15 protein-coding genes and 2 pseudogenes are annotated in these 26,658 nt (G+C 67.4%); 13 read left to right on the top strand and 4 right to left on the bottom strand.

All coding sequences use genetic code 11. The annotated features are described in order from the left end of the window. Positions 1-208 precede the first annotated feature (208 nt). Positions 209-1,417 carry an IS701 family transposase gene (locus J7E93_RS35740; RefSeq protein WP_251067554.1) on the bottom strand — a complete coding sequence of 403 codons (1,209 nt, stop codon included), beginning with the start codon at positions 1,415-1,417 and terminating at the stop codon, positions 209-211. 214 nt (positions 1,418-1,631) lie between these two features. Between J7E93_RS35740 and J7E93_RS35735 the strand changes: the two genes are divergently transcribed. The 6 genes from J7E93_RS35735 to J7E93_RS35710 all read left to right on the top strand — a co-directional run bounded on the left by J7E93_RS35735 (position 1,632) and on the right by J7E93_RS35710 (position 8,729). Beyond that, entirely contained in the window at positions 1,632-1,991 is a 360-nt protein-coding gene (locus J7E93_RS35735) for a hypothetical protein (protein WP_215074200.1), read from the top strand. An 11-nt stretch (positions 1,992-2,002) separates the two neighbouring features. Further along, on the top strand, positions 2,003-5,587 hold the full coding sequence (locus J7E93_RS35730) for a hypothetical protein (protein ID WP_215074199.1): 3,585 nt from the start codon (positions 2,003-2,005) through the stop codon (positions 5,585-5,587). A gap of 621 nt (positions 5,588-6,208) precedes the next feature. Then, the gene (locus J7E93_RS38480; RefSeq protein WP_215074198.1) at positions 6,209-6,682 is read left to right on the top strand and encodes a transposase; all 474 of its coding nucleotides are present in this window, start codon (positions 6,209-6,211) and stop codon (positions 6,680-6,682) included. A 106-nt stretch (positions 6,683-6,788) separates the two neighbouring features. Next, positions 6,789-7,421 carry a DUF6884 domain-containing protein gene (locus tag J7E93_RS38475; protein WP_374105478.1) on the top strand — a complete coding sequence of 211 codons (633 nt, stop codon included), beginning with the start codon at positions 6,789-6,791 and terminating at the stop codon, positions 7,419-7,421. Between the two features lie 135 nt (positions 7,422-7,556). Beyond that, entirely contained in the window at positions 7,557-8,144 is a 588-nt protein-coding gene (locus tag J7E93_RS35715) for a hypothetical protein (protein ID WP_215074196.1), read from the top strand. A gap of 99 nt (positions 8,145-8,243) precedes the next feature. Continuing rightward, positions 8,244-8,729, top strand: a complete 486-nt coding sequence (locus J7E93_RS35710) for a hypothetical protein (protein WP_308368918.1) — start codon at positions 8,244-8,246, stop codon at positions 8,727-8,729. A gap of 164 nt (positions 8,730-8,893) precedes the next feature. Here J7E93_RS35710 and J7E93_RS35705 read toward each other — a convergent pair whose 3' ends face one another. Then, positions 8,894-9,394, bottom strand: a complete 501-nt coding sequence (locus J7E93_RS35705) for a hypothetical protein (protein WP_215074194.1) — start codon at positions 9,392-9,394, stop codon at positions 8,894-8,896. Positions 9,395-9,555: 161 nt separating this feature from the next. Here J7E93_RS35705 and J7E93_RS35700 point away from each other — a divergent pair. After that, positions 9,556-9,816, top strand: a pseudogene (locus J7E93_RS35700) (HNH endonuclease); the annotation flags it as partial. Between the two features lie 106 nt (positions 9,817-9,922). Here the strand turns inward: J7E93_RS35700 and J7E93_RS35695 are convergent. Beyond that, positions 9,923-11,116 (bottom strand): FG-GAP-like repeat-containing protein, encoded by a 1,194-nt coding sequence (locus J7E93_RS35695; protein ID WP_215074193.1) that lies wholly within the window; start codon positions 11,114-11,116, stop codon positions 9,923-9,925. A 487-nt stretch (positions 11,117-11,603) separates the two neighbouring features. Between J7E93_RS35695 and J7E93_RS37650 the strand changes: the two genes are divergently transcribed. Next, entirely contained in the window at positions 11,604-12,527 is a 924-nt protein-coding gene (locus J7E93_RS37650; RefSeq protein ID WP_251067553.1) for a hypothetical protein, read from the top strand. 26 nt (positions 12,528-12,553) lie between these two features. Here J7E93_RS37650 and J7E93_RS35685 read toward each other — a convergent pair. After that, positions 12,554-13,026: pseudogene (locus tag J7E93_RS35685) on the bottom strand (ATP-binding protein); the annotation flags it as partial. Between the two features lie 26 nt (positions 13,027-13,052). Between J7E93_RS35685 and J7E93_RS35680 the strand changes: the two are divergent. From J7E93_RS35680 to J7E93_RS35665, 5 genes are all read left to right on the top strand, one after another. After that, entirely contained in the window at positions 13,053-13,337 is a 285-nt protein-coding gene (locus J7E93_RS35680; protein ID WP_215074215.1) for a hypothetical protein, read from the top strand. Between the two features lie 267 nt (positions 13,338-13,604). After that, positions 13,605-13,733, top strand: a complete 129-nt coding sequence (locus J7E93_RS37645; protein ID WP_308368921.1) for a hypothetical protein — start codon at positions 13,605-13,607, stop codon at positions 13,731-13,733. Positions 13,734-13,850: 117 nt separating this feature from the next. Continuing rightward, positions 13,851-14,177, top strand: coding sequence for a hypothetical protein (locus J7E93_RS35675; protein ID WP_215074192.1), 327 nt, complete (start codon positions 13,851-13,853; stop codon positions 14,175-14,177). A gap of 403 nt (positions 14,178-14,580) precedes the next feature. Then, positions 14,581-18,366, top strand: coding sequence for a LamG domain-containing protein (locus J7E93_RS35670; protein WP_215074191.1), 3,786 nt, complete (start codon positions 14,581-14,583; stop codon positions 18,364-18,366). A gap of 198 nt (positions 18,367-18,564) precedes the next feature. Next, on the top strand, positions 18,565-25,164 hold the full coding sequence (locus J7E93_RS35665; protein ID WP_308368917.1) for an RHS repeat-associated core domain-containing protein: 6,600 nt from the start codon (positions 18,565-18,567) through the stop codon (positions 25,162-25,164). Positions 25,165-26,658: the final 1,494 nt, after the last annotated feature.

Genomic DNA, 26,658 nt, shown 5'->3' with positions numbered 1-26,658 from the left:
GCTCGTAGGCTCGCATGGTGGCTATGACCAGCACATCGCGTGAGCCGTCGCCGAGCAGTTGGGCGAGCAGCGCGGCGGTGAGCCACTGGGCGCCTAGTAGTGCTTGGTCATGTTGGTGTGGGGTCTGGCATGTTGCGGTGACAGGTGGGGCAGGCGCCGGTCCAGATCGCGAGGAGTAACTGCAGTTCGCGAACGACTCGGTAGAGGCTCAGGCCGGCGCCGTCTCTTTTGGGGATCGGGTCAGTCGCTGCAAGGTGCAGAAGGCGTGGGCGACCGAGACGAGGGTGACGTGGTGGTGCCAGCCTGGCCAGGTTCGGCCTTCGAAGTGGGCCAGGCCCAGGGTCTGTTTCATCTCGCGGTAGTCGTTCTCGATGCGCCAGCGGAGCTTCGCGGTGCGCACGAGAACGGGCAGCGGGGTGCTTTCGGGCAGATTGGAGAGCCAGAACTGCACGGGTTCGTCCTGGTCGGCAGGCCATTCGGCCAGTAGCCAGCGGACCGGAAGGTCGGGGCCGGCCGTCGCCTTGTGGATCTCACGTCCGGCGGGCCGGATCCGCAGGGCCACGAAGCGCGAATACATGCGTTTGTGTCCGCTGCGGCCACTGCCGAGCCGCGATCCCTCCCGCCACTGCACCGGCCGCACGGTGCGTTTCCCGGCCGCGATGACCAGGCTCTTCACGGTCTGCGCCGGCTCGGGGTAGGCCGGGACCGGCCGTCGTCCCCGACCTGTGTGGGCCGGGGTGCAGGGATGTGCGTCCTCGGGTTGTGCGGTGGTCGTGGTCGAAATGCCCACCACGTAGTCGAGACCACGTTCTTCCAGGCCGAGCCGGAAGGCGGCGGTGTCCCCGTAGCCGCCATCGGCGACGACCTGGGGCACCTCGATGCCCCAAGAACGAGTCTCGTCGATCATGTCGAGGGCCAGTTGCCACTTCTCGACATGGCCCACCTCAGCAGGGATGGCGCACTTGGCACGCCGGGCCACTTTCGCCGGATCGGCCTTCGGCGAGGCGGGATCCCAACTCCCGGGCAGGAACAGACGCCAGTTCACCGCCGCCGAGGCGCCGTTGGAAGCCAGGTGCAGCGAGAGGCCGGCCTGGCAGTTGGTGACCTTGCCCGCCGTGCCGGTGTACTGCCGGGTCACGCACGCGGACGCATCCCCGTCCTTGAGGAACCCGGTGTCATCGATGATCAACGCGGTGAGCTTGACGACCGGCTGCATACGCCAGGCCAGACGGGCCCGCACATGCACCGCATCCCACGGGCTGGAAGTGATGAAGTGGGCCAAGGCCTGCCGGTTTCCGTCCTCGCCCAGACGGGCGGCCATCGGCTCCACCGACTTGCGCCCGCCATCCAGCAGCAGGCCCCGCAGATACACCTCACCCCACCGTCGCTGATCCGCCCGCGCGAACGGCTCGAACATCTCCGCCGCGAAGTCCTCCAGATCACACCGGACCGCAGCCAACTCCTCACCCAGCACACCCAGTCAACGACACGACCGATCAAGAAGACACGCCATCACAGAACGCACATGACCAAGCACTACTAGCCGCACTCACAGGGGGAAATCGTCGAAGTCTCGTGTGGAGAAGGCGGTGTGCTGGAAAACTGGGCGCTAACTGCGTCAGGGGGGTCTGATGACCGAGGTGGATCTCGTGGTGGCGGCGCTTGCCGCCGGTGCATCGGCGGGGCTGATGGACACTGCGAGCACAGCTGTGCGGGACGCGTACGACGCGCTCCGTGAGGCGGTGCGCCGTCGGCTGTCCGCACGTGGCGGGGAGGTGTTGGACGCTGAGCAGGTGGAGGCGGGAGTCTGGGAGGCCCAGCTGCGTGACGAGCTGATCGCGTCCGGTGCCGGCCGGGACCAGGAACTGCTGGCGGCGGCTGAGAAGTTCCGGGCGCTGGTCCGCTCGGAAGGCAAGTACCAGGTCGACGCGCGTGATGCCAAGGGCGTGCAGATCGGCGACTACTCCACCCAGACCAACACATTCCACTGAGGGCGCAGTCGGTGGACAGCCACGACGGCCAGCCCGCCCGCATCGACGCCCGAGGAGTGTCAGGGTTACAGGTCGGGGACGGGGGTCTGCAAATCAATCTGCTGGCCGGCGGACCGGCCGCGGCCCGGTCGGCCTACCTCTACCAGGTGCGGTCGATCGCACCGGACAGACTCCTCGGCCGGGAGGCGGAACTCGCCGAATTGGCCGAGTTCTGCACCCGCTCCGGCGGGAGCGCGTACCGATGGTGGCGGGCGAAGGCATGGGCTGGCAAGTCGGCCCTGCTGTCCTGGTTCGTGCTCCACCCGCCGCAAGGCGTGCACGTCGTCTCGTTCTTCGTCACCGCGCGATTTGCCGGGCAGAGCGACCGCGAGGCGTTCACCGACGTCGTCATGGAGCAGCTCGCGGCGCTATTGGGCAGGCCAGTGCCCGCGCATCTGACGGGGGCGACCCGCGCCGCGCACCTACTCGCGCTGCTCGACGACGCGGCCACCGTCTGCCGGGAACAGGGGGCGCGGCTCGTCCTGGTCGTGGACGGGCTCGACGAGGACCTGGGGGTGACCACCGGCCCCGACGCGTACAGCATCGCCGCACTGCTCCCGGCCCATCCTCCCGCGGGGATGCGCGTCATCGTGGCCGGACGCCTTGCACCGCCGTTGCCCGGCGACGTGCCCGACCATCACCCGCTGCGCGAGCCCGCAGCCGTACGGCTCCTGGAGCCGTCCCGGGACGCCGAGGTCATCCGTGACGCCGCCGAGCGGGAACTCAAACGGCTGCTGACCGGCACACCCACCCAGCAGGACCTGTTGGGCCTGCTGACGGCGGCCGGCGGCGGTCTGTCCGTCCAGGACCTGGTGGAACTCACCGGCACCCGCGACCCGTGGGAGATCGCTGAGACCTTGGAAACGGTGTCCGGCCGAACTTTCGAGCAGCGCCCGGCATTGGTCCGGCACGGACCGGAGCGGCCTGAGCACGTCTACCTGTTGGCCCACGAGGACCTGCAGCAGGAGGCGGTGACCTGCCTCGCTGGAGACCGGCTGGTCGACTACCGTCGGCGCCTGCACAACTGGGTGGACGGGCACCGGGGAAGGGGCTGGGACGCGCACACCCCCGGCTACCTGCTGCTCGGCTACTTCCGCAGTCTGCGCGCGGACGGCGACATCCCCATGATGCTCGACCTCGCGCTCGACCCGGGCCGCCACGCCTGGCTGCTCGACACCACCGGCGGCGACGCCACCGCCCTCGCCGAACTCACCGCGACTCAAGACGCTATCCTCGCCGTCGCGAGCCCGAACCTGCCCGATCTGACCAAAATCGCCCTGTGCCGTATGCGCCTGTCGGAACGTAACGCCTCGCTGCCCCTGGACGTGCCCGTCGTCTGGGCGCTGCTCGGTCGCGTCGGCCGGGCCCGGGCGCTGGCCGAGTCCATGTGGAGCGGGAGCTCGGCGAGGGCGCTCGCCGGGGTGGCGAGGGAGGTGGCCGAAGCCGGCAACCGGACGCTCGCTGAGACCATCGCACGGAGCATCACTGAACCGGACGAGGGGGCCAAGGCGCTTTCGGCGGTTGCCGCAGCAGCCGCTAGGGACGGCGACGGGCATCGGGCCGCTGAGCTGGCCGATGCAGCTGTTCGGGCGGCCCGCCGGATCGACAACGCCCTTACCCGGGCGTCCTGCTGGGCCACGATGGCAACGGACGCAGCTGCGGCAGGTGACCGGCGGCGCGCCGCTGAGCTGGTTCGCGAGATCAGGGCGCTCGCCGACGATCCGGAGGCCGCTGCCGGGAGATGGTGGCTCGACGCCGATTTGGCCGAGGCGCTGGCCGCGGCCGGCGAGCACGACGACGCCCTGGCGGCGGCCCGCGCCATTGATGACCCTGAGCGGCGGGCGAAGGCCCTTGCCGCTGTGGCGCGGGCGGTGGCCCGCAGCGGCGACCTGACCTCGGCATACCGGTCGGCTGCTGAGGCAGAGGCCGCAGCCCGCGCGGTCAGCGGAGTCTGGCTTCAGCCTCCGATGGCAGCGGTGATCGAGGCGATGGCCGCCGCTGGGGCCCCGGATCGTGCGGCCGAGCTCACGGCCGAGGCTGTCGTCGGACTCGTCGACGGCTCCGACGACCGCCCGACCTTCCAGGTGGGAGGCGATCTGGCCGTCGTCACCGGTGCCGTAGCCCGGGCGGGCGACCACGGCCGTGCCGAGGCACTTGCCCGGGTCAACCCCGACGCGGCGTCCAGGGCGCGGGCGTTGGCTGCAGTGGCCGAGGCGGTCGTGCGGTCGGGTGACCACCGACGCGGGCTCGATCTGGTGTCGGAGGCCCAGGAAGTGGCCCGGGCGGTCCGGTCCCCCGTGCATCACCAGGTGGAACTCGCGGCCTTGGCCGGCGTGGCGGCCCGATCGGGAGACCTCGACTGGGCCCTGGCCATCGCCGGGACGGTGCACGACCCCGCCCGTGCAGTGGCCGCGCGGAGAGCTGTGGCCAGGGCCGCGGCGAACGCGGGGCACTGCGATCGTGCCGAGGCCATCGCCCGTGCCATCGACAACGTGAGCGGCCAGCGCGACGCTGTACTGGCCCTCGTCGCCGAGGCCGTCCTCGAGGCGGGGGCCGTGGAGCGGGCCGTGGAGATCATTCTCAGGATCGAGACGTTGCGCCCGCGGATGCTGGCCATGGCCGCGATGGCCGGCATGAGAGAGGCATCTGGCGACCGCGATGATGCGATCAAACTGATGGACTGGCTTCTGGCCGGCATCCCCGAAGCGGGCGAGGACCTGAACGAGTCGAGCGTGCTCGCCCTGGCCGAGGTTGTCGCCGACACCGGTGGCGTCGACCAGTCCGAGCGCGTCGCCCGCGTGATCGAGGACTTCGCGCTACGGGCCCGGGCACTGGCGGCGGTGGCGCGGGCAGCCGCCCGCAGCGGCCAGGTGAGCCGAGCCACTGCGCTCGTCGACGAGGCCGAGGTGGTGGCCCGCAGCATCGGCGGACGTCACGATCGGGGACGTACCCTGGCATCTCTCATCGAGACGATCAACGGGACGGGAGACCAGGAGCAGGTCGTCGTGGTCATCGGCGGCGACAGGGCGCTGGCCCGCCCCGTCGACGGAACGTCGGTGCGGATACGCACGCTGGCGGTGGTTACCGAGGCGATCGCCTGGATCGGGGATCACGGACGGGCTGCCGCGCTCGCCGCTGAAATCGAGGACGCACTTGAGGCGGCGGGCTCGCACGAGAACGAGGAACTGCTCGCGGGGCTCGCCCGCGCAGCGGCCGAGACGGGACAGCCCGAGCGGGCGGAGGAGCTCGCGGACCGGATCACCCGCCCGGAGATCCAAGCCCGAACCCTGGCCCACCTGGCCAACGCGGCCGACCCCAGGGCAGCCCAACGCCTCACGGCACGGGCTTTCGCCATCGACTTGTGGACGGCTGTGGACGCGCTGGACCGGCTGGAACTGGATGTGCTGCTCTTGCTCGCGGAGGACTTGGGCGTCGCTGAGTTGCGCACCGAACCGCCGGACCCCGTCGACCCTCCGCCAGTCAGGCCTGCGTCGGCCCGCCGCCGCCGGATGCGCCTCACCCTGCGCTGGCCCCGCCGCACCGGTCGAGAACCGTGATCACTCCTCTCAGGCTCCGCCCGGCAGGACGATGCTCACATCCCGGGCCTCAGGGTCGACCGCACTCTTCTGGTTGACCAGGGGTATCGGTTGGCCGAGGTGGGCCGCTGGTGCCTTTAGCGAGGTATGCCCTGCCGCCGCCTCGTACGATCGTGTCGGGGTGACACAACGCGGGTACGCAGTGCCCGCTTTGCTTCGGTCTGACGACATTGAGGGGGCGCGGGCCTGGGTCCAGTCACAGGCCGGCGCGGGCGAGCGCGGGTGAGGGCACCAGCTCCGGCGCAGCACCAACGTTCCATCACCCGGGAAGGTCATGCACTAGCAGTGCTTTGTTAGCTGCTCTTGTCGTGTCGGGGTCTGGTAGTTCGCTGGCTGTATGAGGGCTGGGGCGCTTGCGGCGGTGCGGGGCCGGTTGGAGGAGTTCGCTTCCGAGGTGTTCGCACCGCCGGTCCGCCGGGACTGATCTGCCGGAATGGTTCGGGCCTTGGAAGAAAATCTACGAACGGCACGGGCTGTGGTCAGCTGACGGGACGTGGGAGCGTCTGCTCCAGCAGGTTCAGGCCGCGGCCGACGCCGCAGGCGAGATCGACTGGGACGTCTCGGTCGACTCAACCATCGTTCGTGCGCCTCAGCACGCGGCGGGTGCCCGCACCAACCCGCCGCCGACGCCCGGCCCAAAGGGGGCCAAAGAGCCAGAACATCAGGCCGAAACGCCGTGGAAAGCCTGCACCCCCGCCTGGTGGAGGTGGTGCAGGAGGTGAGGGCCTGGGCCGCTCGCGGGGCGGGTTCTCCACCAAGCTCCACCTGAGCGCGGATGGCCGCTGCCGCCCGCTGTCTCTGATCGTCACACCAGGCCTGCGGGCGGACTCCACCCAGTTCAAGCCGGTCCTTGAGAAGACCCGCGTCCCGAAGTCGGGGTCGGGCAGGCCCCACAAGAAGCCCGACAGCGTCGCTGCCGATAAGGCATACAGCAACGGGCCCGTCCGGAACTACCTGCGGCGCCGGGGCATCCGGCCCACGATCCCGGAAAAGACCGACAGCCAGGCTGCCCGCCCTGCGCAAAGGCTCACGCGGCGGGCTGCCGCCCGGATTTGACGAAGAGCGGTACCAGAAGCGCAACACTGTCGAGCGCGCCATCACAGGCTCAAGCAGCACCGGGCGGTGGCTACCCGCTACGACAACCCGCGCGTGAACCGGTGGCATCCCGCAACCCGCGCACGGGTTCCCGCTCGGTGCCGCGCAAGAATCTGCGAACCCGCGCGCTTCCCCCTGCAGCGGCGCCCAGACGCCCACCAGGACGGCCCTGCCCGCCCGCCAGCTCTACACCGGCAGCTATCACCTCCTGTGCCGACAGGCGGCTGAGCGCCTCGCCGGCGCCACCGGCGTCGTCCTCTCCGCGAAGAACGGCTTCGTCACCCTCGATGAGGCGCTCTTCCCGGACGAACTGCGCATGGGCCAGCCCGGCTCCGTCACGCCCGAGCGGCTCGCCACCCAGGCCGCACAGCTCGGCATCCTCCCCGGACCGCGCCCGGTCGTCGCCCTCGGCGGCCGCGCCTACGTCCAAGCCGTCACGCAGCTGCGCCCGGACACCCTGCAGCCGCTCGCCGGCTGCCGCAGCATCGGCGAACAGCGCGCCCGCCTTGCTTGGCTGGCCCGAGCCGAGCAGCCGCTCGACGCCCTCCACCAGCTGACCGCAGCGGCCGCGCCGATGCCTGAACGCCGGCAATCCACTGGCCTCGCCCGTACGGGCGAGGCCAGTTCTGCGTGGTGCGGCCAGCGGGCGGAATCGAGGCCTGAGCAGCGAAAACAGGGCCGAAGGATCTCCCGAAGGTGATGCATGAGGGGTATGGCCCGGCGGTGGCAGTCGACCACACCGGAGACCCACACAACCTGGAGATCCGCATGCCTCTGGACTTCACCAACCCGCACGAATTCAGCTGCTTTGGCACGCTCCCCCCCAGACCACCTCGTGGCGTGGTCCTTCGGAGACGCCCACGTCGAGTGGGAGCTCACCGGCCTCTTCTCCGGCCCCAGCACCTATACCACCGTCCCGCTCGACGCCGAGACGGACATGCACTACCGCCCCGGCGACCCGGGCGCCCCCAACACCGTGGCGCAGCACCTCGCCGCCCGCTACGGCTTCGGCGACCTCGACGTCCGGGGCGCCGTCCACTTCACCGGCCCGAGCGGCGAGACCGACCGCGTCCTCGGCATCGCCCCGGACGCCTTCGACGTCCTCTATGCACGGGTCAAGGACATCTGCGCCACCCTCGGCGTCCGCCTCTTGTGCAAGCTCCGCCCCGGCGACACCGTGAGCGTCCGCTACACCGACCTCGAACGCGGCGACGTCTACTGGTCCATGAACCGCCCCCACCGCGTCCAGTGCTTCAAGGATCTCCCCGCCGACAGCAAGACGCTGGAATTCATCCCGGACGCCCGCTACCTGGTCTGCGACGACGAGGAGAAGTTCATCGCCTACGGCACCTACGAGTGCCGCGCGGACCGCGCCCCGGCCTGGTACTGGCAGCGCACCGGAAACCAGCTCCTCAGCGCCTGACCCACCCCCCCTCCGGCCCGGCGCCGGGGGGTGCCCCTATGTCTTTTGGTCAAGGGAAACGGGGGTGCGATGGGTCGGCGAGCTGGGCAGCATGGCGGGGTGACCGATCTGCTGTGGGATGACGTGAAGTGCTTCTTCGACCCGGAGTTGATGGGGTCGTTGCCGGACGTGCGTGTCCCGAATGCCTCGGTGGAGGACTGGCAGGCGGTCCTCGATCTTGTCGCGGAGAAGGCGTGGAAGTGCCAGTACTCCGAGGGAGAGGCGGTGCTTCCGGTGCCTCGGGCGGAGGCCGTGCTGTCCCGCCCGGCAGATGCCGAGTGCCCGGACCTGAGGGTCTGGCCGTCTGCCGATGTGCTGGCGATTTTCCGCTTCTATGCCGACGGTGAAGTCGAGTTCGACGTCGACCTGCGGGAGTTGCAGGGCCAGGATCGACTTGATGTGTTCTGCGGCTTCCTTCGGGAGCTCGGACGGCGGTTGGGTAAGCCGGTACTGATGGACCCGGAAGGCGACTATGGCCATCCGGTACTCGGCTTCGATGTCGAGGCTGATCGAGTGGTTGTCCTCGCAAACCCGCCGGTCAGGTGACTGACGCCGACGGCTGCGGTTCGTAGAAGGTGCCGTCGCGGAGCGACGCGCTGCAGGTGTACGCCGAGGCCTGCGAGACCACGGTCGTCCGCCACACCCCCGTCGCTTAGCCCTCGTCGGTGTGCGGGGCTTGGCTCGCGCCCTGCACACCGACGCGGCGGTGCCTATTCCTCCCCGGCCGGCGCAGGTTCCGAGAGGTCTCGCAGGCGCGCCACGAGGTAACGGCAGATGCGCTCGATCCCCAGGTCGGGAGCGACTGCATCACTCCAAGGGTCGTTGCCTCGGTGCGGTTGTGCGAGCGACGTCTGGATCCGGGGCGGGGCAGGGCGTGCGGCCTGGCCCATGCGGTTCGGGCAGGCCAGGACATCGGGTGCGGTGGAGTCGTTGTCCTTCCAGGCATTCAGCAGCGCCGACACAACGGTGTCGGCCTCGCTGTCTCCGGCTATGTCCCACAGTGCTGATGCGGTGTGGACGAGAGTCCACGCGTTCCCCACGTTCAGTACGGCCGCATCGGCTTGCTCGTTCCGTGCATTGATCTCCGTCTGCTCGTTCAGTATCTGTCGCAGGCGCGGCAGGACGGGAGTGGCGGGAGGTTCGATCCGGCTGGCGAGGCCGATGGCGTCGAAGTTCCGCTGGTGGTCAAGGAGGCGTTCCAGCAGCGGCACGACACCCGGCACTATGCCGGACAGCACTGACACCTCCGGCAGAACCGACCACGACGCCCGTCCCCCGACAAGTACGGAGCCGCAGCAGTGGACGTCGACGCTCGGGGAATACCGCTCATCTCGAATGACGCTCCCTGCCAGCTGTGCCAGCGCCTGGACCGCGGCGCGAGGCGTACGCCAACGACCAGGACGTCGCCACCTCGTTGGTCGCGGTCACCGCGCGGTCGAACCGGGCCAAGGCGGACCGGGACCCGGCCGAGTGGATGCCGCCGCTACCCGAGGCGCACTGCCGCTACATCGGCGAGTGGACCGCCACCAAGCTGCGCTGGGGCCTCGCCGCGGACCAGGGCGAGGCCAACGCGCTGAAGGTGTACGCGGAGGCCTGCGAGGCCACGGTCGTGCACTACACCGCGGCACCGTGACGATTGTGTCCGGGCAGACCGCACCCGCGGTCTGCCCGGACACATGGCGGAGCGGGACCGGTCCGGTCCCGGGCAGGTTCGCCCGCACCGGCCGTTCAGGGGCGGATCAGAAGGCGGTGGCGCCTTCCAGAGCCCACCAGGAGTAGTTGTAGTTATCGACCTTGCGCAGGCCGCCCCCGGCGAGCCCCTGGTACTCGTAGAGCCGGCCACTGCCGGACGCCTGCAGGTCGGGTCGTCCGTCGCCGGAGGTGTCGCCGACGGCGAAGATGTGCTGCATGGAGTTCCAGCCGCCGGTGCCGATGAGCTTGCGCGCACCGAGCGTCCGGGCCGACGTGCCGGGGTAGAGCCACAGTTTGCCGGTGGCCTTCTCCCGGGCAATGAGGTCAGCGCGGCTGTCCCCGGTCATGTCGCCGGCGCCGACGAGGGCGTTCAAGCTGTTCCAGCCGCCGGTGCCGATGAGCTTGCGCGCACCGAGGCCTCCGGAAGCCGTTCCGGGGTAGAGCCAAAGCTTGCCGGTGGCCTTCTCCACGGCAAGGAGGTCGGAGCGACCGTCGCCGGACAGGTCGCCGAACGCGGCGAGCCGGCCCAGAGAGTTCCAGCCGCCGGTGCCGATGAGCTTGCGCGCACCGAGGCCCCCGCTGCCGGTGCCCGGGTAGAGCCACAGCTTGCCGGTGGCCTTCTCCCGGGCGATCACGTCCTCGCGGCCGTCACGGCTGAAGTCACCGTGCCGCACGAGGGCGTCGAACGCCTTCCAGCCGCCCGAGCCGATCAGACGCCCGGTGCCGTCGCCGGGCATGAACCACAGACGCCCGGCCTCGTCACGCAGCACGGCGTCCGCGCGCCGGTCGCCGTTCATGTCGCCGAACCCGCCGACCTTCGGCGACGTCGCAGTCTCCCAGTGGGGATACGGCTCCGCCTCACACTCGCGCAGCGTGGGTACGAGCTTGATGGAGCTGATCTCAGCGCTACCGCCGCTGGTCGGATAGGACTGGGCAGGGGTATCCCATGAGTACCCGCCCGCGAGTCCGTAGTTCTGCTGGTCGTACATGCAGGCGTTCAAGCCGGTGCGGTTGTATCGCAACCGGATCTTGTTGTCCCAGCTCCCCAGGGCGGGCACGCTCGTCCTCGTCTTGAACATCGAGCCCGTGCCGTCGGTGTTTGCCCAGCCACAGAAGTAGCCCTGGGGGCAGTCACTGGTCGCCGCCTGCGCGGGCGCCGCGCCGGCCCCAAGCAGCCCCAGCGATGTGAGCCCCAGCGTCGTGGCCAACGCGGCCGCGCGCCGGAGCAGAGTGTTGCGCATGGATTCCCTCCCTTACGCGGCACGGAGAAGAGTCTCAACGTGCCGCGCCAGGAAGATATCCCAGCTTACGGACAGCCGATCAAGCGCCTCGGAGGCGGTCACCGGATTTGTGCCGCGCCGTCCGCCAGTCGGCGACTGGGTGCGGCCCCCAGCTCCGAATATCACGCACTTGGAATGACGCTCCCTGCCAGCTGGAGCGAGCGCCTGGACGGCAGCCCGCAGGGAGGCTGGCTTCGTTCACGTGAAGTAGCAGCGTTTGATCAGTAGTCTGGGCAGCAGTTGGCGATCTTCAATGCTGTAGATGCTCACGAGAAATGACGTCACCGTGGTGCGGTGCCGTCGGAGTGTGGCAGCGGCGGACCGCGCTCTTGATCATCGGTCGTTAGACTCCCGGGGTTCGGATGGTGTCGGTGAACCGGAAGGCCAGACCATGGACGATGAGCGCTGGGCCAGGTGGCCCGAGCCGTGGGCAGGCACGGATGCTGACATGCGGACGGTCGTGGGAGCGATCCCGCAAGAAGTCAAGGACGGGTTCAAGTACGACGAGATCCCCTGGCAGCGGTTCCCGCACTTCTACGGACCTGGCGAGGAAGTTCCCGGTCGCCTCGGGACGCTCGCCTCCGGAGACGCCGAAGCCGCCGGTCGGGCCTTGGGGGAACTGTGGGAAAACCTCCACCATCAGGGCAGCACGATCGCGGTGGGAGCCCTGGCAGTACCGTTCCTGCTCCGGATCGCGGCTACCGGGCTTCCCGGGCTCCGGGCGGACACCCTGCGCCTGGTCGCCGAGATCGGGCGATGCCAGCACTTCGGGGACGGAACACGCGAAGGTCTTCTCCAAGTCGCCGAGGATCCGTTGGAGGCGGAGGGCACCACGATGTGTCCGACGCACTGGACGGTCCAGGCTGCTCGCGATGCCATCACGGACGACCTGCACCTTTTGTTCCCTCTTCTCCTCGATGCCGATCCCGATGTTCGCTCCGCGACCGCCTTCGTCTTGGCAGCAGCGACCAGCGAGATTCAGCGCGTCTCCTCAGCCCTGCACCGCAGGCTGGCGGTGGAAGACGATCCGGTGGTCCGTGTGAGCTTGATCCTGGCGATCGCCCAGCTCGCCCGCGAACACCAGGATGAAAATGCTCCGTCGTGGGCCCAGAAGCTGTGGTCGGATCCCGGCCGATCGTCCGAGATCCGCATCGGCGCCGGCCTCGCCTGGCTGTGCCTGGTCGGCGACCCCGTCCCCGACGAGCTCCGAGCCCTCCTGACCGACCCGAGTACCGACCAATGCAGCGACCTGTTCCAGCGGGTGCCGTGGCTCAAACCGGTCGACTACTACGGCAGCGGGCTGCGTCGCTGCATCCACGAAATGCTCACGCCGGATGTCCCCTGCCAACGTGATGGTCCTCCGCCCTTCTAGGGGAAGACCATCACGGCATTCAGCGGTCAGCCAGCCTTGGCAGGTGCTTCGGTCCGTGCCCGGGTGCTGGCGAGGCGATAGGAGTCGGTACCGGTCTCGATGATGGTGCCGTTGAAGGTCAGGCGGTCGACGATGGCCGCGCAGAGGCGGGGGTCGGTGAGAAGGTCTTGGTCCAGCCGCCGAACGACTCGTTGGAGGCGATGGCGACGCTGTTCTTCTCATCGCGTTCGGTCAACACCTGAAAGAGCAGTTCGGCGCCGCGGCGGTCGAGTTCCATGTAACCCAGTTCGTCGATGCAGAGCAGGTCGACGCGGCCGTAGCGGGCGATGGTCTTGGTCAGCTGTTTCTCGTCGGCGGCTTCGACCAGCTCGTTGACCAGCTTCGTCGCGAGCACGTACTTGACCCGGTGGCCGGCCATCGCGGCCTCGGTGCCGAGCGCGATCAGCAGGTGCGACTTGCCGGTTCCCGAGTCACCGATGAGGCAGAGCGGCAGGCCCTTCTTGATCGACGACCCTTCGGCACGCAGTGGACCAGATCGAGGACTGGCGCAAGTGGCTGTCGAGTAACCTGCACTACGCCCGGTCCGCACGCAGCGCCGACGGACTCGGCCTTCCAGGCATCACAGCCGAGGTCCCCGGCCTGATCATCATAGCCCGCGAGGACGCCGCCGATGCGGCCGCCGAGATTCGGGAGCTGCATGCTCGGCGCTCGAGGATCGAGGTACGCACCTACGACTGGCTGATGCGCATCGACGAGTCCCTGGACCCGTTGCGCCGCAACGCCATCGATCGGCCACTTGGGCTCGTCTGACGGACGGCCGCTACGGTAATCGTCCTGGCTTTCCCTTCATCCCGTTCGTCCTCACCGCCGCGGCCCCTCGGACCTCCCGGGACTGCTCTCCGGGCGCCCGGCCCAGGTGGCCGGCCACAGGCTGTGTAGCTCGGCGTCGGCCCGCCGTAGCTGACCAGGTCGCCCTGGGCGCCGACGTGGTCATAGGTAGCCGTATGGATGGCTGGTGGTAATTTGCGGGCCCGGTAGGTCGACTTACGGCCAAATGGGCAGGCCCAGGAGCGGTCCGTGGCCAGCGGCGCGTGCCCGAAGTCCACCGTGGCCGCGCTCGGCATCACACAGCGCACCGTCGAGCGGTACGCCAAGGAGTGGATCAAGAGACCGCGCCACGAGCGACCGCAGAGAACGCGAGGTTAAGAAGCGGGGCCGGCCGCAGACCCGCGCCAAGGCCAAGAAGGCGGCGTCCCCACCCGGGCGGCCTCCGAGCAATCGACGGCGTGGACGACGCCCTGGCCCAAGTACCCGAACAGGCTCATGGCCAAGTACCAGGCGGAATTCAAGGCCGCCCGGCACAAGAGCGAGCCCGTCAAGAAAGCCAAGGCCGAGAGCGACAAGCTCGGCGAGGAACTGGCCAAGGCGCGTATGGAGAAGCGGAAACTTGCCGAGCTCGTCGGAACCTACGCGCTCATGATCGAACAGCTGGCCAAGGAGAGGGCCGAGGCGATCGCTGAGCGCGATGAGGCCCTCTCAGCGAGGGACTCCGCGCTGGGCATCACCCACTTGCCCACCACCCCACCGCAGCAGCGGGCCGCCCCTGCTGGCGGACGGTCGCGTCGTCCGCTCCCGAGGGGAGGGCGGTGACAAGCCGCCGTCTCGGCCGTCCGCGTCCGGCCCTCGTGCTGTTGCCTGGCGAGGACGACGGGGCTGACGAGAATGGTGACAGGCTGTGGTCTCCGCTGTGCGGTGCGACATGACAAACAGTTCCCCGGGATGCCGAGAAGTTATATGACGTCCGTCACTCACGAATGAGGCATGCGACCGATTTGCCTATGCCGATACGTCAGGGATGTCTGATCCATGCTCACCGCTGCGAGGTATTTATGCAGGTCAAGTGCATTGACAGGGCCCTCCCTTGGGCTTTGGATCCCGGGCACAGGTAGATCACATAAAGCTGTCGATCTTCACGTTGCATGACATGTGGGTCACATGTCATGCCGGACCGTGCGCGCTTCGCGTCCGGTGTAGCTGCGGGTGGGGAATGAACATGAGATCGGGACGCGCTGGGCGCGCCCATAGAAGCGGGCGTGTTCTCGCCCTGGCGGCCGCCTGGCTGCTGGTGGCGGGTGTAGCGCCGGGATGGACAGCCGGCGCGGCGGTGGCGGATGAGACTCCCGCCACCGCCCTGACCGAGTCGGAGCAGGCGCTGAAGGAGGCCGCTGCCTCGGGTGACCGGGTGGAGGTCGTGGGGGAGCGGACGGAGCGGGAGACCGTGTTCGCGAACCCGGACGGTGCGACGCTCACGCTGGAGAAGTCGATCACCCCGGTCCGCGTGGATACCGGGAGCGGCTGGACGCTGCCGGACGCGACGCTGGTGCGTCGTGAGGACGGATCGGTCGGGCCGAGGGCTGCCGTGGTGGACCTGTCCTTCTCCGGGGGCGGTTCGGGCGAAGGTCTGGTGACGATTAGTCAGGATGGCCGCTCGGTGTCGATGGGCTGGCCTGGCCGGTTGCCTGAGCCGCGTCTCGATGGTGAGCGTGCCGTCTACGAGAACGTTCTGCCGGACGTGAACCTGATCCTGACTGCGACCGTCGAGGGCTTCCGCCAGGTGCTCGAGGTCGAGAACCCCGTGGCTGCGGCACTGCCGGAGCTCAAGTCGATCGAGTACGGCCTGAAGGCGGACGGTCTGCGGCTGCGCGAGGGCGCGGTGGGCAGCGTCGAGGCTCTGGACGGCAATGGGCAGGTGGTGTTCCGTTCGCCGACCGCCCGGATGTGGAACTCTGCCGGCGACGACGGCACCGAGCCACCGGTATCGGGGGCGAGCACGCAGAGCGCGGGATTCCGCGCGATCTCCGGCGTCTCTGCTGAGTCTGCTTCCTCGGAGGAGGCGGCGCCGGAGCCGGTGGCCCCCGTCCAGGAGGGCGACCCGCTGGCAGGGCCGGGGGCCGGCGACGAAGCCGCGGTGATGGATGTCGACCTGGGACAGGGCTCGTTGACGGTCACGCCTGTCGCCGACCTGGTCACCAACACCAAGGCGGACGACTTCCCGCTCTACATCGACCCGTCGGTGGAGCTCGAGGAGTCGCAGCGGACGGTGCTGTCCTCGGACGGTGACGTCTTCTACAACTTCTCCGGCGGCGACAACGGCATGAGCGTCGGTAAGTGCGGCAGCGCGGTGATCAACGGCGTGTCGTACTACTGCGGCTCGGGCTATGTGAACCGCATGTACTTCGAGTTCGCGCCCACGAAGCTCATGGGCAAGCAGGTCCTGGACGCGACCTTCCGCGTGACGGAGACCTGGTCGTTCTCCTGCAGCCCGCGCTGGGTCGACCTGAAGCGCACCGACCGCATCTACCAGTCCTCCAAGTGGCCGGGCCCGACCGCCCGGGACCACATGGGTGACCGAAACGTCTCAGCAGGCCGGGGAACAGCGTGCTCACCGTCCCAGCCGCGTGCCGTGATCTCGTTCAACGACAACCCGGACGAGCCGGACGAGAACCTGACGGCGACCACAAGGGCGTTCGCCGACGGCAAGCTGAGCGTGCTGACGCTGCGGCTGTCGGCACAGGACGAGACGGACACGGAATCGTGGAAGCGATTCGACGACGATGCGGTACTCGTGGCCACGTACATGAGCAAGCCGGCTACACCGGCCGAGTACGGCTTCATCACGTCGGGCACCGTACCGATCTGCAGCAAGTCCGAGTCAGCGCCTACCACGATCTCCGACACCACGCCGATCCTTGCGGCAACGCCACGCGTGGTGGCCGGTGGTGAAAGCGGCGCCATTCTGCGGGTTTACTACGACGTCGACGGCAAGAGCACGGATGGCACATGGTTCGATGCCCCGCCGCCGACGACTGGTTCCTTGGCCCCCACCACAAACCACGTCGCCTACGACGGTGCTGCGAAGGACTGGGTCAGCCAGCTGAAGGAATGGAACGTAGCGCTCAAAGAGGGAACGCTCTACCGCTACACCGCCTACACACAATCCTTCCCCAACACTTCCTACACCGGAGCGATGAGCAGCGGCGGTACACCTTGGTGCTACTTCAAGGTGGACCCCACCGCTCCCAAGCCCCCCGTGGTGACGTTCAAGACCCCGTACAGCGAGTGCGTGACTGGAGGCTCCTGCGTGCCGGGAGGGGCGCCGGATCAGGCGGGCTCGGTCGTGTTGAGTCCGGCCGCGGGCGACGTGAATACCCACTATCAGTACAAGCTGTCCACGGACACCTCTTGGAGCGGATGGAAGGCTGCCTCCTCCGGCTCCTACACCGCGACTATCACTCCTCCAGTGTCCGGCACGATCATCCTCAACGTTCAGGCCAAGGACGCTCAGGCGCGTGTCGGTGAGAGGGCAGTGAAGTTCCTGGTGAAGGAGGGAGAAAAGGAGATTGGCCGCTGGAGCTTCGATGAGGCATCCGGCGTTGCGGTAGACACTTCTCCGGCTGCCATAGGCGACGTCACGCTGCGGAACAACCTGACCCTCACCGCTACCGGCGCGATCCGCACCGACCACGGCCGTCGGGGCGAACTGACCGCAGCCGACGCGTCCAAGTCGCAGGACAAGGCGCTGGCGCTGGCCGCCACGGGCCAGGGGGCGGCATCGGCCACCAAGCAGGTAGTGGAGACCCAGGCCTCCTATAGCGTGTCGGCCTGGGCGAGGCTGGACGCCGCCGGCTCCAGTACCGCAGCGATCGTGACGCAGGACGGTACCCGGATGAGCGCCTTCCACCTGAGCTACTGCCAGGACGTGCGGACCTGGTGCGTTCGGCTACCCGACAAGGACGCTGACAGCGCCCCCCTCTCGGGCCAGCGGGTGAACGCGCTGAACCCGCCGCAGCCCAAAGCCTGGACTCACCTCGGCATCGTCGTGAACACGGCGACCAAGAAGATCACCTTCTACGTCAACGGTGTCCCGCAGGGAAGCGACGACTTCACCACTGGAGTGTGGGCTTCGACCGGCGGGCTTCAGGTCGGACGTGCCAAGTTCAACGGCTCTTATGTGGACTACTTCCCTGGAGAGATCGACGAGGTCGCCGTGTGGCAGCGTCCGCTGTCGCCAGAGGAGGTGGCGGTTGAGGCCGGGCTGAAGGACGCGCGGGACTGGGGCTACGTCGAGTTGGTCGCCCAGTACAACCCAGATGGCAGTTCGGGTTCCGTGTTGCAGGACAGCAGCGGCTACGGCAATACGCTCAGCCTGACCGGTGGCGCCTCGTTGGACGGACAGGACATTGTCCTGGACGGTGTGGACGGTTCTGCTTCGACGTCTCACCCGCTGGTAGACGACACCGGGTCCTTCACGGTCTCCACTGCGGTGGATGTACCCAAGGAGAAACTGGCGACCATGACCTTCGGGGACCGGCTACAGATCTTGGGCCAGCAGTCGGGGACGGGTTCCTCGTGGGGTATCTGGTTCGAAAAGACCGGCATGGAGGAGGCTTACGTCAAGGACGGGAAGGGCAACGACGTGCTCGGTCCGGACGGACTGCCGATCACGGAGCTGACTCCGGTGGGGCGTTGGAACTTTGGCCGCTGGTCCTCGGATGGCTCAGGCTCGGTGAAGAGCGAGGCAGCCCTCACTCCCGACGGTGTGATCCGGCTGACAGGCGTATTCGATGCAACCACGCGGACAGTCAGTCTCTACACCGGAACGCACCAGGAAGGCGTTCCGATGGCCTACCACGCCGAGGTCGGGTCGGACTTCATCGTCGGAAAGGGCTGGACCGGCAGCGGCTGGGCCGGCTTCTTGCCCGGCAAGATCAGCGACATCCGCCTGTGGGCAGGCGCGCTGAGCAACGCCGATCAAGTCGGCATGGTCGTCGGTACTTGATCCGAGAGGGCCCTTTCATATCCGGCCTCGGCCGACGGCGTGGGGAGCGTACGGACGCTCCCCACGCCGGACTTCAGATACGGACGGCGGCCTGGACCGCCGTCCTGACCTCCTGCTTCCCCTCATCTAGATCAAAAGTTCAAAAGGAGCAGTTTCGTCGTGTCCAGACGTACACGTCTGCGCAGACACCAAGGTGCCGTGATCGGCATCTTGGCGCTTGCGCTGTCGATACCCACACCTTTGGTTCCCCTGGCGCAGGCCGCGGAACTCCCGGGGCGTCCAGAGGTCCCCGCGTCCAAGGCGGTGAAGGTGCACGCCGTCACCGAGCCCGGCGCCAAGAAGGAACGTGCCAAGGCCGCACAGGAGCGGGCGGCCAACCGCCGGCTAGCACAACGGGCTGCGCAGGAGCGAGCCCACAGCGACTGGCCGAAGGCACAGACGCTCACCGGCCACCTGGACTCCGAGCCCACGACCGTGAGCACCGCACTGGTGGACGTGCGAGGCGCGGAGGCGACAAGGCCTGACCGGCTGGTGCAGCGCCCCGCGTCCGGTACCTCCGCCGTAAAGGTGCTTGACCAGAAGGCGACTCGTGCGGCCGGCGTCAACGGTGTCCTGTTCACCGTTGCTGCCCAGAATCCGGGGGCTGCCAAGGTCGAGTTCGACTACAGCTCCTTCGGCTCCGCGATCGGCGGCGCCTGGGCTACGCGTCTGGGCCTTCTGTCGCTGCCGGCGTGTGCGCTCACCACTCCCGAGAAGGCGGAGTGCCGCGAGACAACGCCCATGGTCTCGGAGAACAATGCTGACAAGCAGACGGTCACCGCGAGCTTGGGACGGATCGGCACCGCTCCGCAGGTACTGGCCCTCGCCGCCACGACAACGGGCGGTTCGGACAAGGGCGCGGGCGACTACAAGGCGACACCGCTGGCGAGCTCGTCGTCCTGGGAGGCCGGCGGCTCGTCCGGCTCGTTCACCTGGTCCTACCCGATCTCGGTCCCCCCGGCTGCAGCAGGCCCCGCACCGTCCCTGGGAATCTCCTACGACTCGGGCAGCGTCGATGGCCGTACGGCGAACACCAACAACCAGGGCTCCCTGGTCGGTGAGGGTTTCGACCTGACCTCCTCGTACATCGAGCGCAAGTACGGCTCTTGCGACGACGACGGCCAGACCGACAAGAACGACCAGTGTTGGAAGTACGAGAACGCCTCCCTCGTCCTGAACGGCAAGGCCACCGAACTGGTCAAGGACGACACCACCAACAAGTGGCGGTTGAAGAACGACGACGCCTCCACCGTCATTCACGGTACCGGCGCCGACAACGGCGACAAGGGCGACGACGGCATCGACGGTGCCGGCGAGTACTGGAAGATCGTCACCGGCGACGGCACCACCTACACCTTCGGCCTGAACAAGCTCGACGGCGCCGACACCGAGCGCACCAACTCGGTATGGACCGTCCCGGTCTTCGGTGACGACGCGGGAGAACCCGGATTTTCCTCCGGTACCTCCTTCTCCGGCCGGGCCAAGCAGCAGGCATGGCGCTGGAACCTCGACCTGGTCGAGGACGTCCACGGCAATGCCTCCACCTACTGGTACACGGCCGACCCCAACTACTACGCGAAGAACGGCGACAAGACCGAGCTCGCCGCATACACCCGTGGCGGCTACCTGAACGAGATCCGCTACGGCCAGCGCTCCGACACCCTGTTCACCGGCAGCGCCTCGGGCAAGGTGACCTTCGGGTACAAGGAACGCTGCAAGGACGTCGGCGGCGGCTGTGACACGCTGACCGAGGACACGGCCAAGAACTGGCCTGACGTCCCTTTCGACTCGATCTGCAGCTCGAGCGAGACGGACTGCAAGGCCACCGGACCGGCGTTCTTCACCCGGAAGCTCCTGACCAGCATCAACACCCACGTCTGGTCCACGGCCGCCGAGCCCGACGCCTACAAGCCTGTCGACTCCTACACCCTGACCCAGGACGTGTACGACGGTCAGGACATCGGCAACAGCTCCGACCAGGTATGGGCCCTGTACGGGCTGAAGCGGACCGGTCAGAACGGCACCACCATCGGCCTGCCGACCATCGCCTTCACCTACCAGCAGCGCGCGAACCGAGTTGTCGAGGCTCCTGACTACGTCGGCGATCCCACGATTGATGCCGTGCCGTTGACCCGCCCTCGGATCTCCACCATTACCTCCGAGACTGGCGCGGTCACCTCCATCGCCCTGTCCGAGCCCGAGTGTATGCGTGGCTCGAAGATGCCTGCGGCTGAGGACAACAACGCCCTCTCGTGTTATCCGGTGTATTGGCCGATCAATGGCGGTGACCCGCAGCTGGACTGGTTCAACAAGTACCGGGTGATCGGGGTCAGCACCGCCGACACCGGCGGCCGCAACCTGCCCGTGGAAAACACCTACAGCTACGAGGGCCCGGCCTGGCACTACAACGACGATCCCTTCACCAAGGAGAAGGAACGAACCTGGTCGTCCTGGCGGGGCTACCGCAAGGTGACCGCCTACACCGGACCGGTCGGAGTTACCCGTTCCAAGACCGTCAGCCTGTACATGCAGGGCATGCACGGCGACCGCCTCAAGGCCAAGGACGCCAACGGCGATCCGCTGACCCGCAGTGTCACCATCCCGGGCATCGACATCGACAACGTCGCCGGCAGCACCGGTGACGAAGTGACCGTCGCCGACGCCACCGACAGTGAGCAATATCAGGGTCAGCTGCGTCAGCGGATCACTTACGACGGCACCACCGCGGTCGGCAACCAGGTCAACGACCTCTGGTACAAGCAGACCGCCAGCCAGCGGAAGTCGTACGCCCACGTCACCGCCGGCTACGTCCGCACCGCGAAGACCTACAGCAACACGTACCTGACCGCCGCGAAGAAGTGGCGCACCACGGTAGTGGGCAACGCATTTGACGGCTACGGCATGGCCACGCGCTCGGACAACCTCGGCGACTCCTCCCTCGCTGGAGACGAGACCTGCACCCGTACCTGGTACGCCCGCAACGACGCCAAGGGTCTCACCAGTCTGGTCTCCCGCATCCGCACCGTGGGCCAGGCCTGCTCAGTGACGGACGACCAGCTGAAGATGCCCACTAGCATCACCCACAAGTACACCAGCACTGAGGCCCCGGACCAGCGCGGCGACGTCCTGGTCGACACCGCCACCGTCTATGACGACACCGCCGCCACCGGCTGGACCGCGGACCAGACCCCGACGCTGGGCCTGCCCACTTGGACCGGCCGCGCGAAGGGCTACCCCGCCGTGGTCGCCGGCAGCACTTCCGACCGGGACCCCACCAGCTGGCAGACGCTCACCAAGGTCACCTACGACGGTGCGACCGCCAAACTCGGCCGCCCCCTCACCGTGACCGACGCCACCGGCAAGGTCACCACCACGGCCTACGTCCCGGCCACCACAGGACCGCTCACCGCGACGATCCTCGCCAAGCCGATCCTCGCCAACGGCCAGGCACACAAGACCTACACCTACTACGATCCCGCGCGCGGTTCTGTGACCCAGACGCTGGACGCAAACCTCAAGCGGACCGAGAACACCTACGACGCTCTCGGCCGCATCACCGCGACCTGGGCACCCAACCGCTCGAAGTCCGGCGGCGACACCGCCACCGCCACCTTCGACTATGGCATCAACCAGGCCGACAACCCCTCCTGGACATCGGTCTCCACCCTCAAGGCGGACGGCCAGAACTACGCCACCAGCTACAGCCTGTTCGACTCCCTGCTCCGCCCTCTCCAGACCCAGACCCCGGCCCCCAACGGCGGCCGCATCCTGACCGAGAACCGCTACAACGAACGCGGCCTCGCCTACGAGACCTTCGAGGGCATTTTCGACTCTACCAAGGCGCCCAACAGCTCCTACGACCGTGCCGAGAACGGTGGTGCACCTCAGGAGGTCCGGCAGGAGTTCGATGGCCTCGGCCGACAGGTGAAGTCCACCCTCTTCGTCAAGGGTGTGCAGAAGTTCGCCCCGGTCCTCACCACCTACACAGGTGACTCGGTGGCCACCACCGCCCAGCAGGGCGGTACCGCTACCCGCACCATCACCGACGCCCTCGGCCGCACCACCGAGACCCGCACCTATGCGGGCGCCCAGCCCGACGAGAAGGCCTACGGCGCAGCCGTCGACACCTCGTACACCTCGGTCAAGTACGGCTACCTCCGCGACGGCAAGCAGAAGCAGGTCACCGGGCCCGACGGCGCCAAGTGGTCCTACACCTACGATCTCTACGGCCGCCAGGACACCGCGACCGACCCCGACAAGGGCACCTCGAGCACGTCGTACACCGATCTCGACCAGATCCAGACGACCACGGACGCGGAAAAGCGGGTCCTCGTCTACGGATACGACGAGATAGGCCGCAAGACCGGCCTGTGGCAGAACAGCGCCACCGACGCCAACCGTCTCGCGGAGTGGACCTACGACGCGCTCCTCAAGGGCCTGCCCGACACCTCCATCCGCTACACCGGCGGCAAGGGCCAGACCGGCAGCAAGACATACACCAAGAAGGTCACGGCCTATGACTCCATGAGCCGCCCGACTACCACCACCCTGACCCTCCCCTACGACGACCCGCTCGTCACCTCCGGAGCGGTCACCGCTACGAGCACCGCGAAGGTCGACTACCGCCTCGACGGCACCATCAAGAGCACCACCGAACCCGCAGGCGGCGGCCTCGCCAGTGAGATCGTCAGCACCGCATACAACAACTACGGCCTGCCCACCGGCCTCTCCGGCGCCTCCGGCTACCTGCTAGGCGCCTCCTACACCGACCTCGGCCAGGTCCAGCAGCTCACCCTGGGCACCTCCACCGCCGTCGGCACCAGGAAGGTCTTCCTCACCAACTTCTACGAGGAAGGCACCGGCCGCCTCACCGACGCGGACGTCGACGACCAGACCCGCGGCGCGGTACGCGACACCGCCTACATCTACGACCCCGCAGGCAACGTCACCTCGACCTTCGACCACGCCAACACCGGCAACGGCGCCGACTTCCAGTGCTTCACCTACGACGGCCAGCGCCGCCTGACCGAAGCCTGGACACCCAAGACCGCCGACTGCGCCACCACGGGCCGAACCGTAGCCAACCTCGGCGGAGCCGCCCCCTACTGGACCTCCTACACCTACAACACCGCAGGCCAGCGGGCCACGGAGAAGCAGAACACCGCCGCCCCGGTCACCCGCACCTACTGCTACAACGCCCCCCGCACGCACGCGCTGAAGGCCACCACGACCGACGGCAACTGCGCCGACGAGAGCACCCGTTACATCTACGACGCCGCCGGCAACACCACCGCCCGCGTCGAAACAGCGGGCAGCACCACCACCCAATCCCTGGCCTGGTCCGGCGAAGGCAAGCTCAGCAAGCTCACCGAAGGCACCACCACCACGGACTACCTCTACGACGCCGACGGCCAACTCCTCATCCGCCGCGCCTCCGGCACCACGGGTGAAACCGTCCTCTACCTCGGCGCCACCGAAGTCCACCTCAAGGACACCAAGAAGTGGGCCAACCGCTACTACAGCGTGGCCGGCTCCACCATCGCCCTGCGCACCAGCGAAACCGGCACTGAGAAGCTCCACTTCCTCGCCGCCGACCACCACGGCACCGGCAACCTCTCCCTCACCGCAGACACGGCCCAGGCGCTTACCAAGCGCTACACCACTCCCTTCGGTGGCGCCCGAGGTATCACCAGCGGCACCTGGCCCGACGACAAGACCTTCCTCGGCAAGCCCACTGACACCAGCACCAAGCTCACCCACATCGGTGCCCGCGAATACGACCCCACCCTGGGGCAGTTCGTCAGTGTCGACCCCCTTCTCGCGCCCGACGCCCCCGGCTCGATGAACGGCTACAGCTACGCCGGCAACAACCCCACAACCACGTCGGACCCCACCGGGATGTGCGCCGAACTCGACTGCCCGACACGACCTGGAGCCGGATACGAAAACACCACGCCTGGACATGTGCCCGGACCTCCGAAGAAGGATGCAACCACCGGTACGGGACAAGCGACCGGCACCGTAACTGCCACTGGCGGAAGCGGAGGAAACCAGGATGGCCATAACAAACTGACCTGCAACCGAGTCAAGTGCACGACCACGTGGGTCAACCAGCCCCTGGGTGACGATTACGACTACGGCGCAGGAATCGTTACAGGAATTGTAGAAGGGCTCACGTTCGGTTGTAACTTCTTTGAGCTCTTCGGAGACGTTGAGTGCGCCGGCGAGGCCACTGCGAAGGAGTTCGCTGACCGCGGAGCCGACACGAGCTCGGCCGCCTTCGAGATGGGGGTGGATCAGGGCGGAATGGTCGCCGCCGCGCCGCTGGGTCCAGTCGCTCCAGAGGTTGCGGCAGGCAAGACCTTCACCTCTCTTTTGTATAGAAGGGGAGGGAATGTTGGGGAATTTTCAAGCCTGGCGGTACCAATGACCAGGAAATCCGTAAAGCAATACGCAAAGGCTGCAGACATTTCCCTTGCGGGGACAAGGTGGCGTATCGATAGGAATGCCGATCTGGTAGGTAGGCCCTGGTATGGGCACACCAACATAGATACTGGGCATATGACCTTCTACCCTGGCGCCTTCACGAATGGCGAGACTCTTGTCAGGACTATCGGACATGAACGCACTCACGTGATGCAGCTCGAGCTACACGGCAAGCCGACGAGTACCCTTGACGGCGACCTAAGGGAAAGTGCAGCCTGGGGCATCGAAGATAGCTTCTACTACACTTATGTCGCGAGAGGTGGAGGTCAGTGAGTAAGAGGGACCGATGGATGGCTAGCCTTTGTCGTTTTACTGATGGCGAGGCCGTGGAATGTCCAAGGTGTGGATTGGATGGTCTCCGTCTTCGCTATATCGGTGACGAGATCGAGAAGATCGGCTATGCTCTCTTCTGGTGCGGAATCTGCGTTCATGGAATTACCGTATCCAGAATCGGCGCTACGTCGGCCGGCGAATTTCGCTCCTTCGATGATCCGAATAGGCTAGATGGAGTTCCGGAGTTCACGGTGATTAGCTAGACAGCCTGGAAGGGGCTGGTTCAATCTCGAATCCGTCCTTCACTCGCTGTGCTCAGGAGCCCCGCCGGAGCATTTCTTGGGTTCTAGCCTCGATCTTTCGTGACGGGCCGTCGGTTTCTCCGGCGGTCCGTTTCGGCTTGTCGGGTCGGCGACGGGTAGGCCGATGGCCCGGCTGCCGCGTCGGATGTGCGCCGGGTTCCACGGTTCCGGTGGGTGGTTCGAGTTCGTCGGGACGGGCCGTAGATGCTGGTCAGCCGGGGGGGTGCCCCTATGTCTTTGGTCAACCTGCGTGGCTCACAATGCGGGCATGGATGAACAGGGTGGGGACTCGGTGTCGGTGTGGCGGGTGGGCGGGGTGGCTCGAGTGGCCGGCTTCGTGATCCCAGGGGTCGTAGGGGTGAAGGCGTTCATCGGCTGGGCGGAGTGGGTTTCCTCTCCGGGAGTGGAGACCGCGCGTCCGGCCGGGCTGTGGTCGGGGCTGGCGGTCGGCGCTGCGTTGTTCTTTCTGGTGGGCGATTCTCCGGGTCCGGCTTCAGGTGGGTCCTGACGGGATCGTGGCAGTTAATCCGTGGGGGACTCACCGCTTGGGGCTGGGTGAGGTGACCTCGGTGAGGCTTGGTGCGTGGGGTGCGGAGTTCCACCACGGAGACGGCTTCAAGACCACGGCGTATGCGCTGAGCGAGCTGGCTTCGGGAACCTCGCAGGAGGACCGGTTCGCTGAGTTGCTGGCTGTTCTGGAGGCGGTTCCACTCGGTCATCGCGCGACGCATGACGGAGTGGGCGGTCGGTGTCGGCGTACACGTGAACGTGCATGGCTGCGTACGGATGAACGGGCTCTGTCGCTGATCTTGTGACGTTCAGGGCGCTCTGTCGATCAGAAGCCCGCCTGCGATGCCTCGGCTGCTGAGCCATACTCATCCGGTGCGCATAGGTGGATTTCCTCAGCTCGCGCTCCGATGTGGTGTCTGGATCGGTGCGGTGGTTGCTGCTCCGCTGCTGTTGGTCGGCGGCGGGCCAGCATACGACAGGCTGCTGCGCCACGTGTACCGCGAGAACGGATCGGGTCTCCTCGCAAAGGAGAGAGGTTGGGTCCACCCGGCGTACTGGATGGTCACGAACCCCCTCGTGCTCACCCTGACATGGCCGACGCGTCGAGGAGGTCTCTTCAGGCGTTGATGGCTGAAGCGGATGGCAGCCAGATTCAGCTCCTTAACCTCCCGGTTTCACTTCG

It is taken from the genome of Streptomyces sp. ISL-36, assembly GCF_018614205.1.
Classification (GTDB): domain Bacteria; phylum Actinomycetota; class Actinomycetes; order Streptomycetales; family Streptomycetaceae; genus Streptomyces.
Note: the sequence above shows the minus strand (reverse complement) of the source record. Positions and strands in the feature narration are given on the sequence as shown.

Excerpts from the sequence above, each read along its gene's own strand:
- J7E93_RS35740 (WP_251067554.1), bottom strand. The coding sequence starts at position 1,417 with ATGTTCGAGCCGTTCGCGCGGGCGGATCAGCGACGGTGGGGTGAGGTG.
- J7E93_RS35735 (WP_215074200.1), top strand. The coding sequence starts at position 1,632 with ATGACCGAGGTGGATCTCGTGGTGGCGGCGCTTGCCGCCGGTGCATCG.
- J7E93_RS35695 (WP_215074193.1), bottom strand. The coding sequence starts at position 11,116 with ATGCGCAACACTCTGCTCCGGCGCGCGGCCGCGTTGGCCACGACGCTG.
- J7E93_RS37650 (WP_251067553.1), top strand. The coding sequence starts at position 11,604 with ATGCGGACGGTCGTGGGAGCGATCCCGCAAGAAGTCAAGGACGGGTTC.
- J7E93_RS35675 (WP_215074192.1), top strand. The coding sequence starts at position 13,851 with ATGGCCAAGTACCAGGCGGAATTCAAGGCCGCCCGGCACAAGAGCGAG.
- J7E93_RS35670 (WP_215074191.1), top strand. The coding sequence starts at position 14,581 with ATGAGATCGGGACGCGCTGGGCGCGCCCATAGAAGCGGGCGTGTTCTC.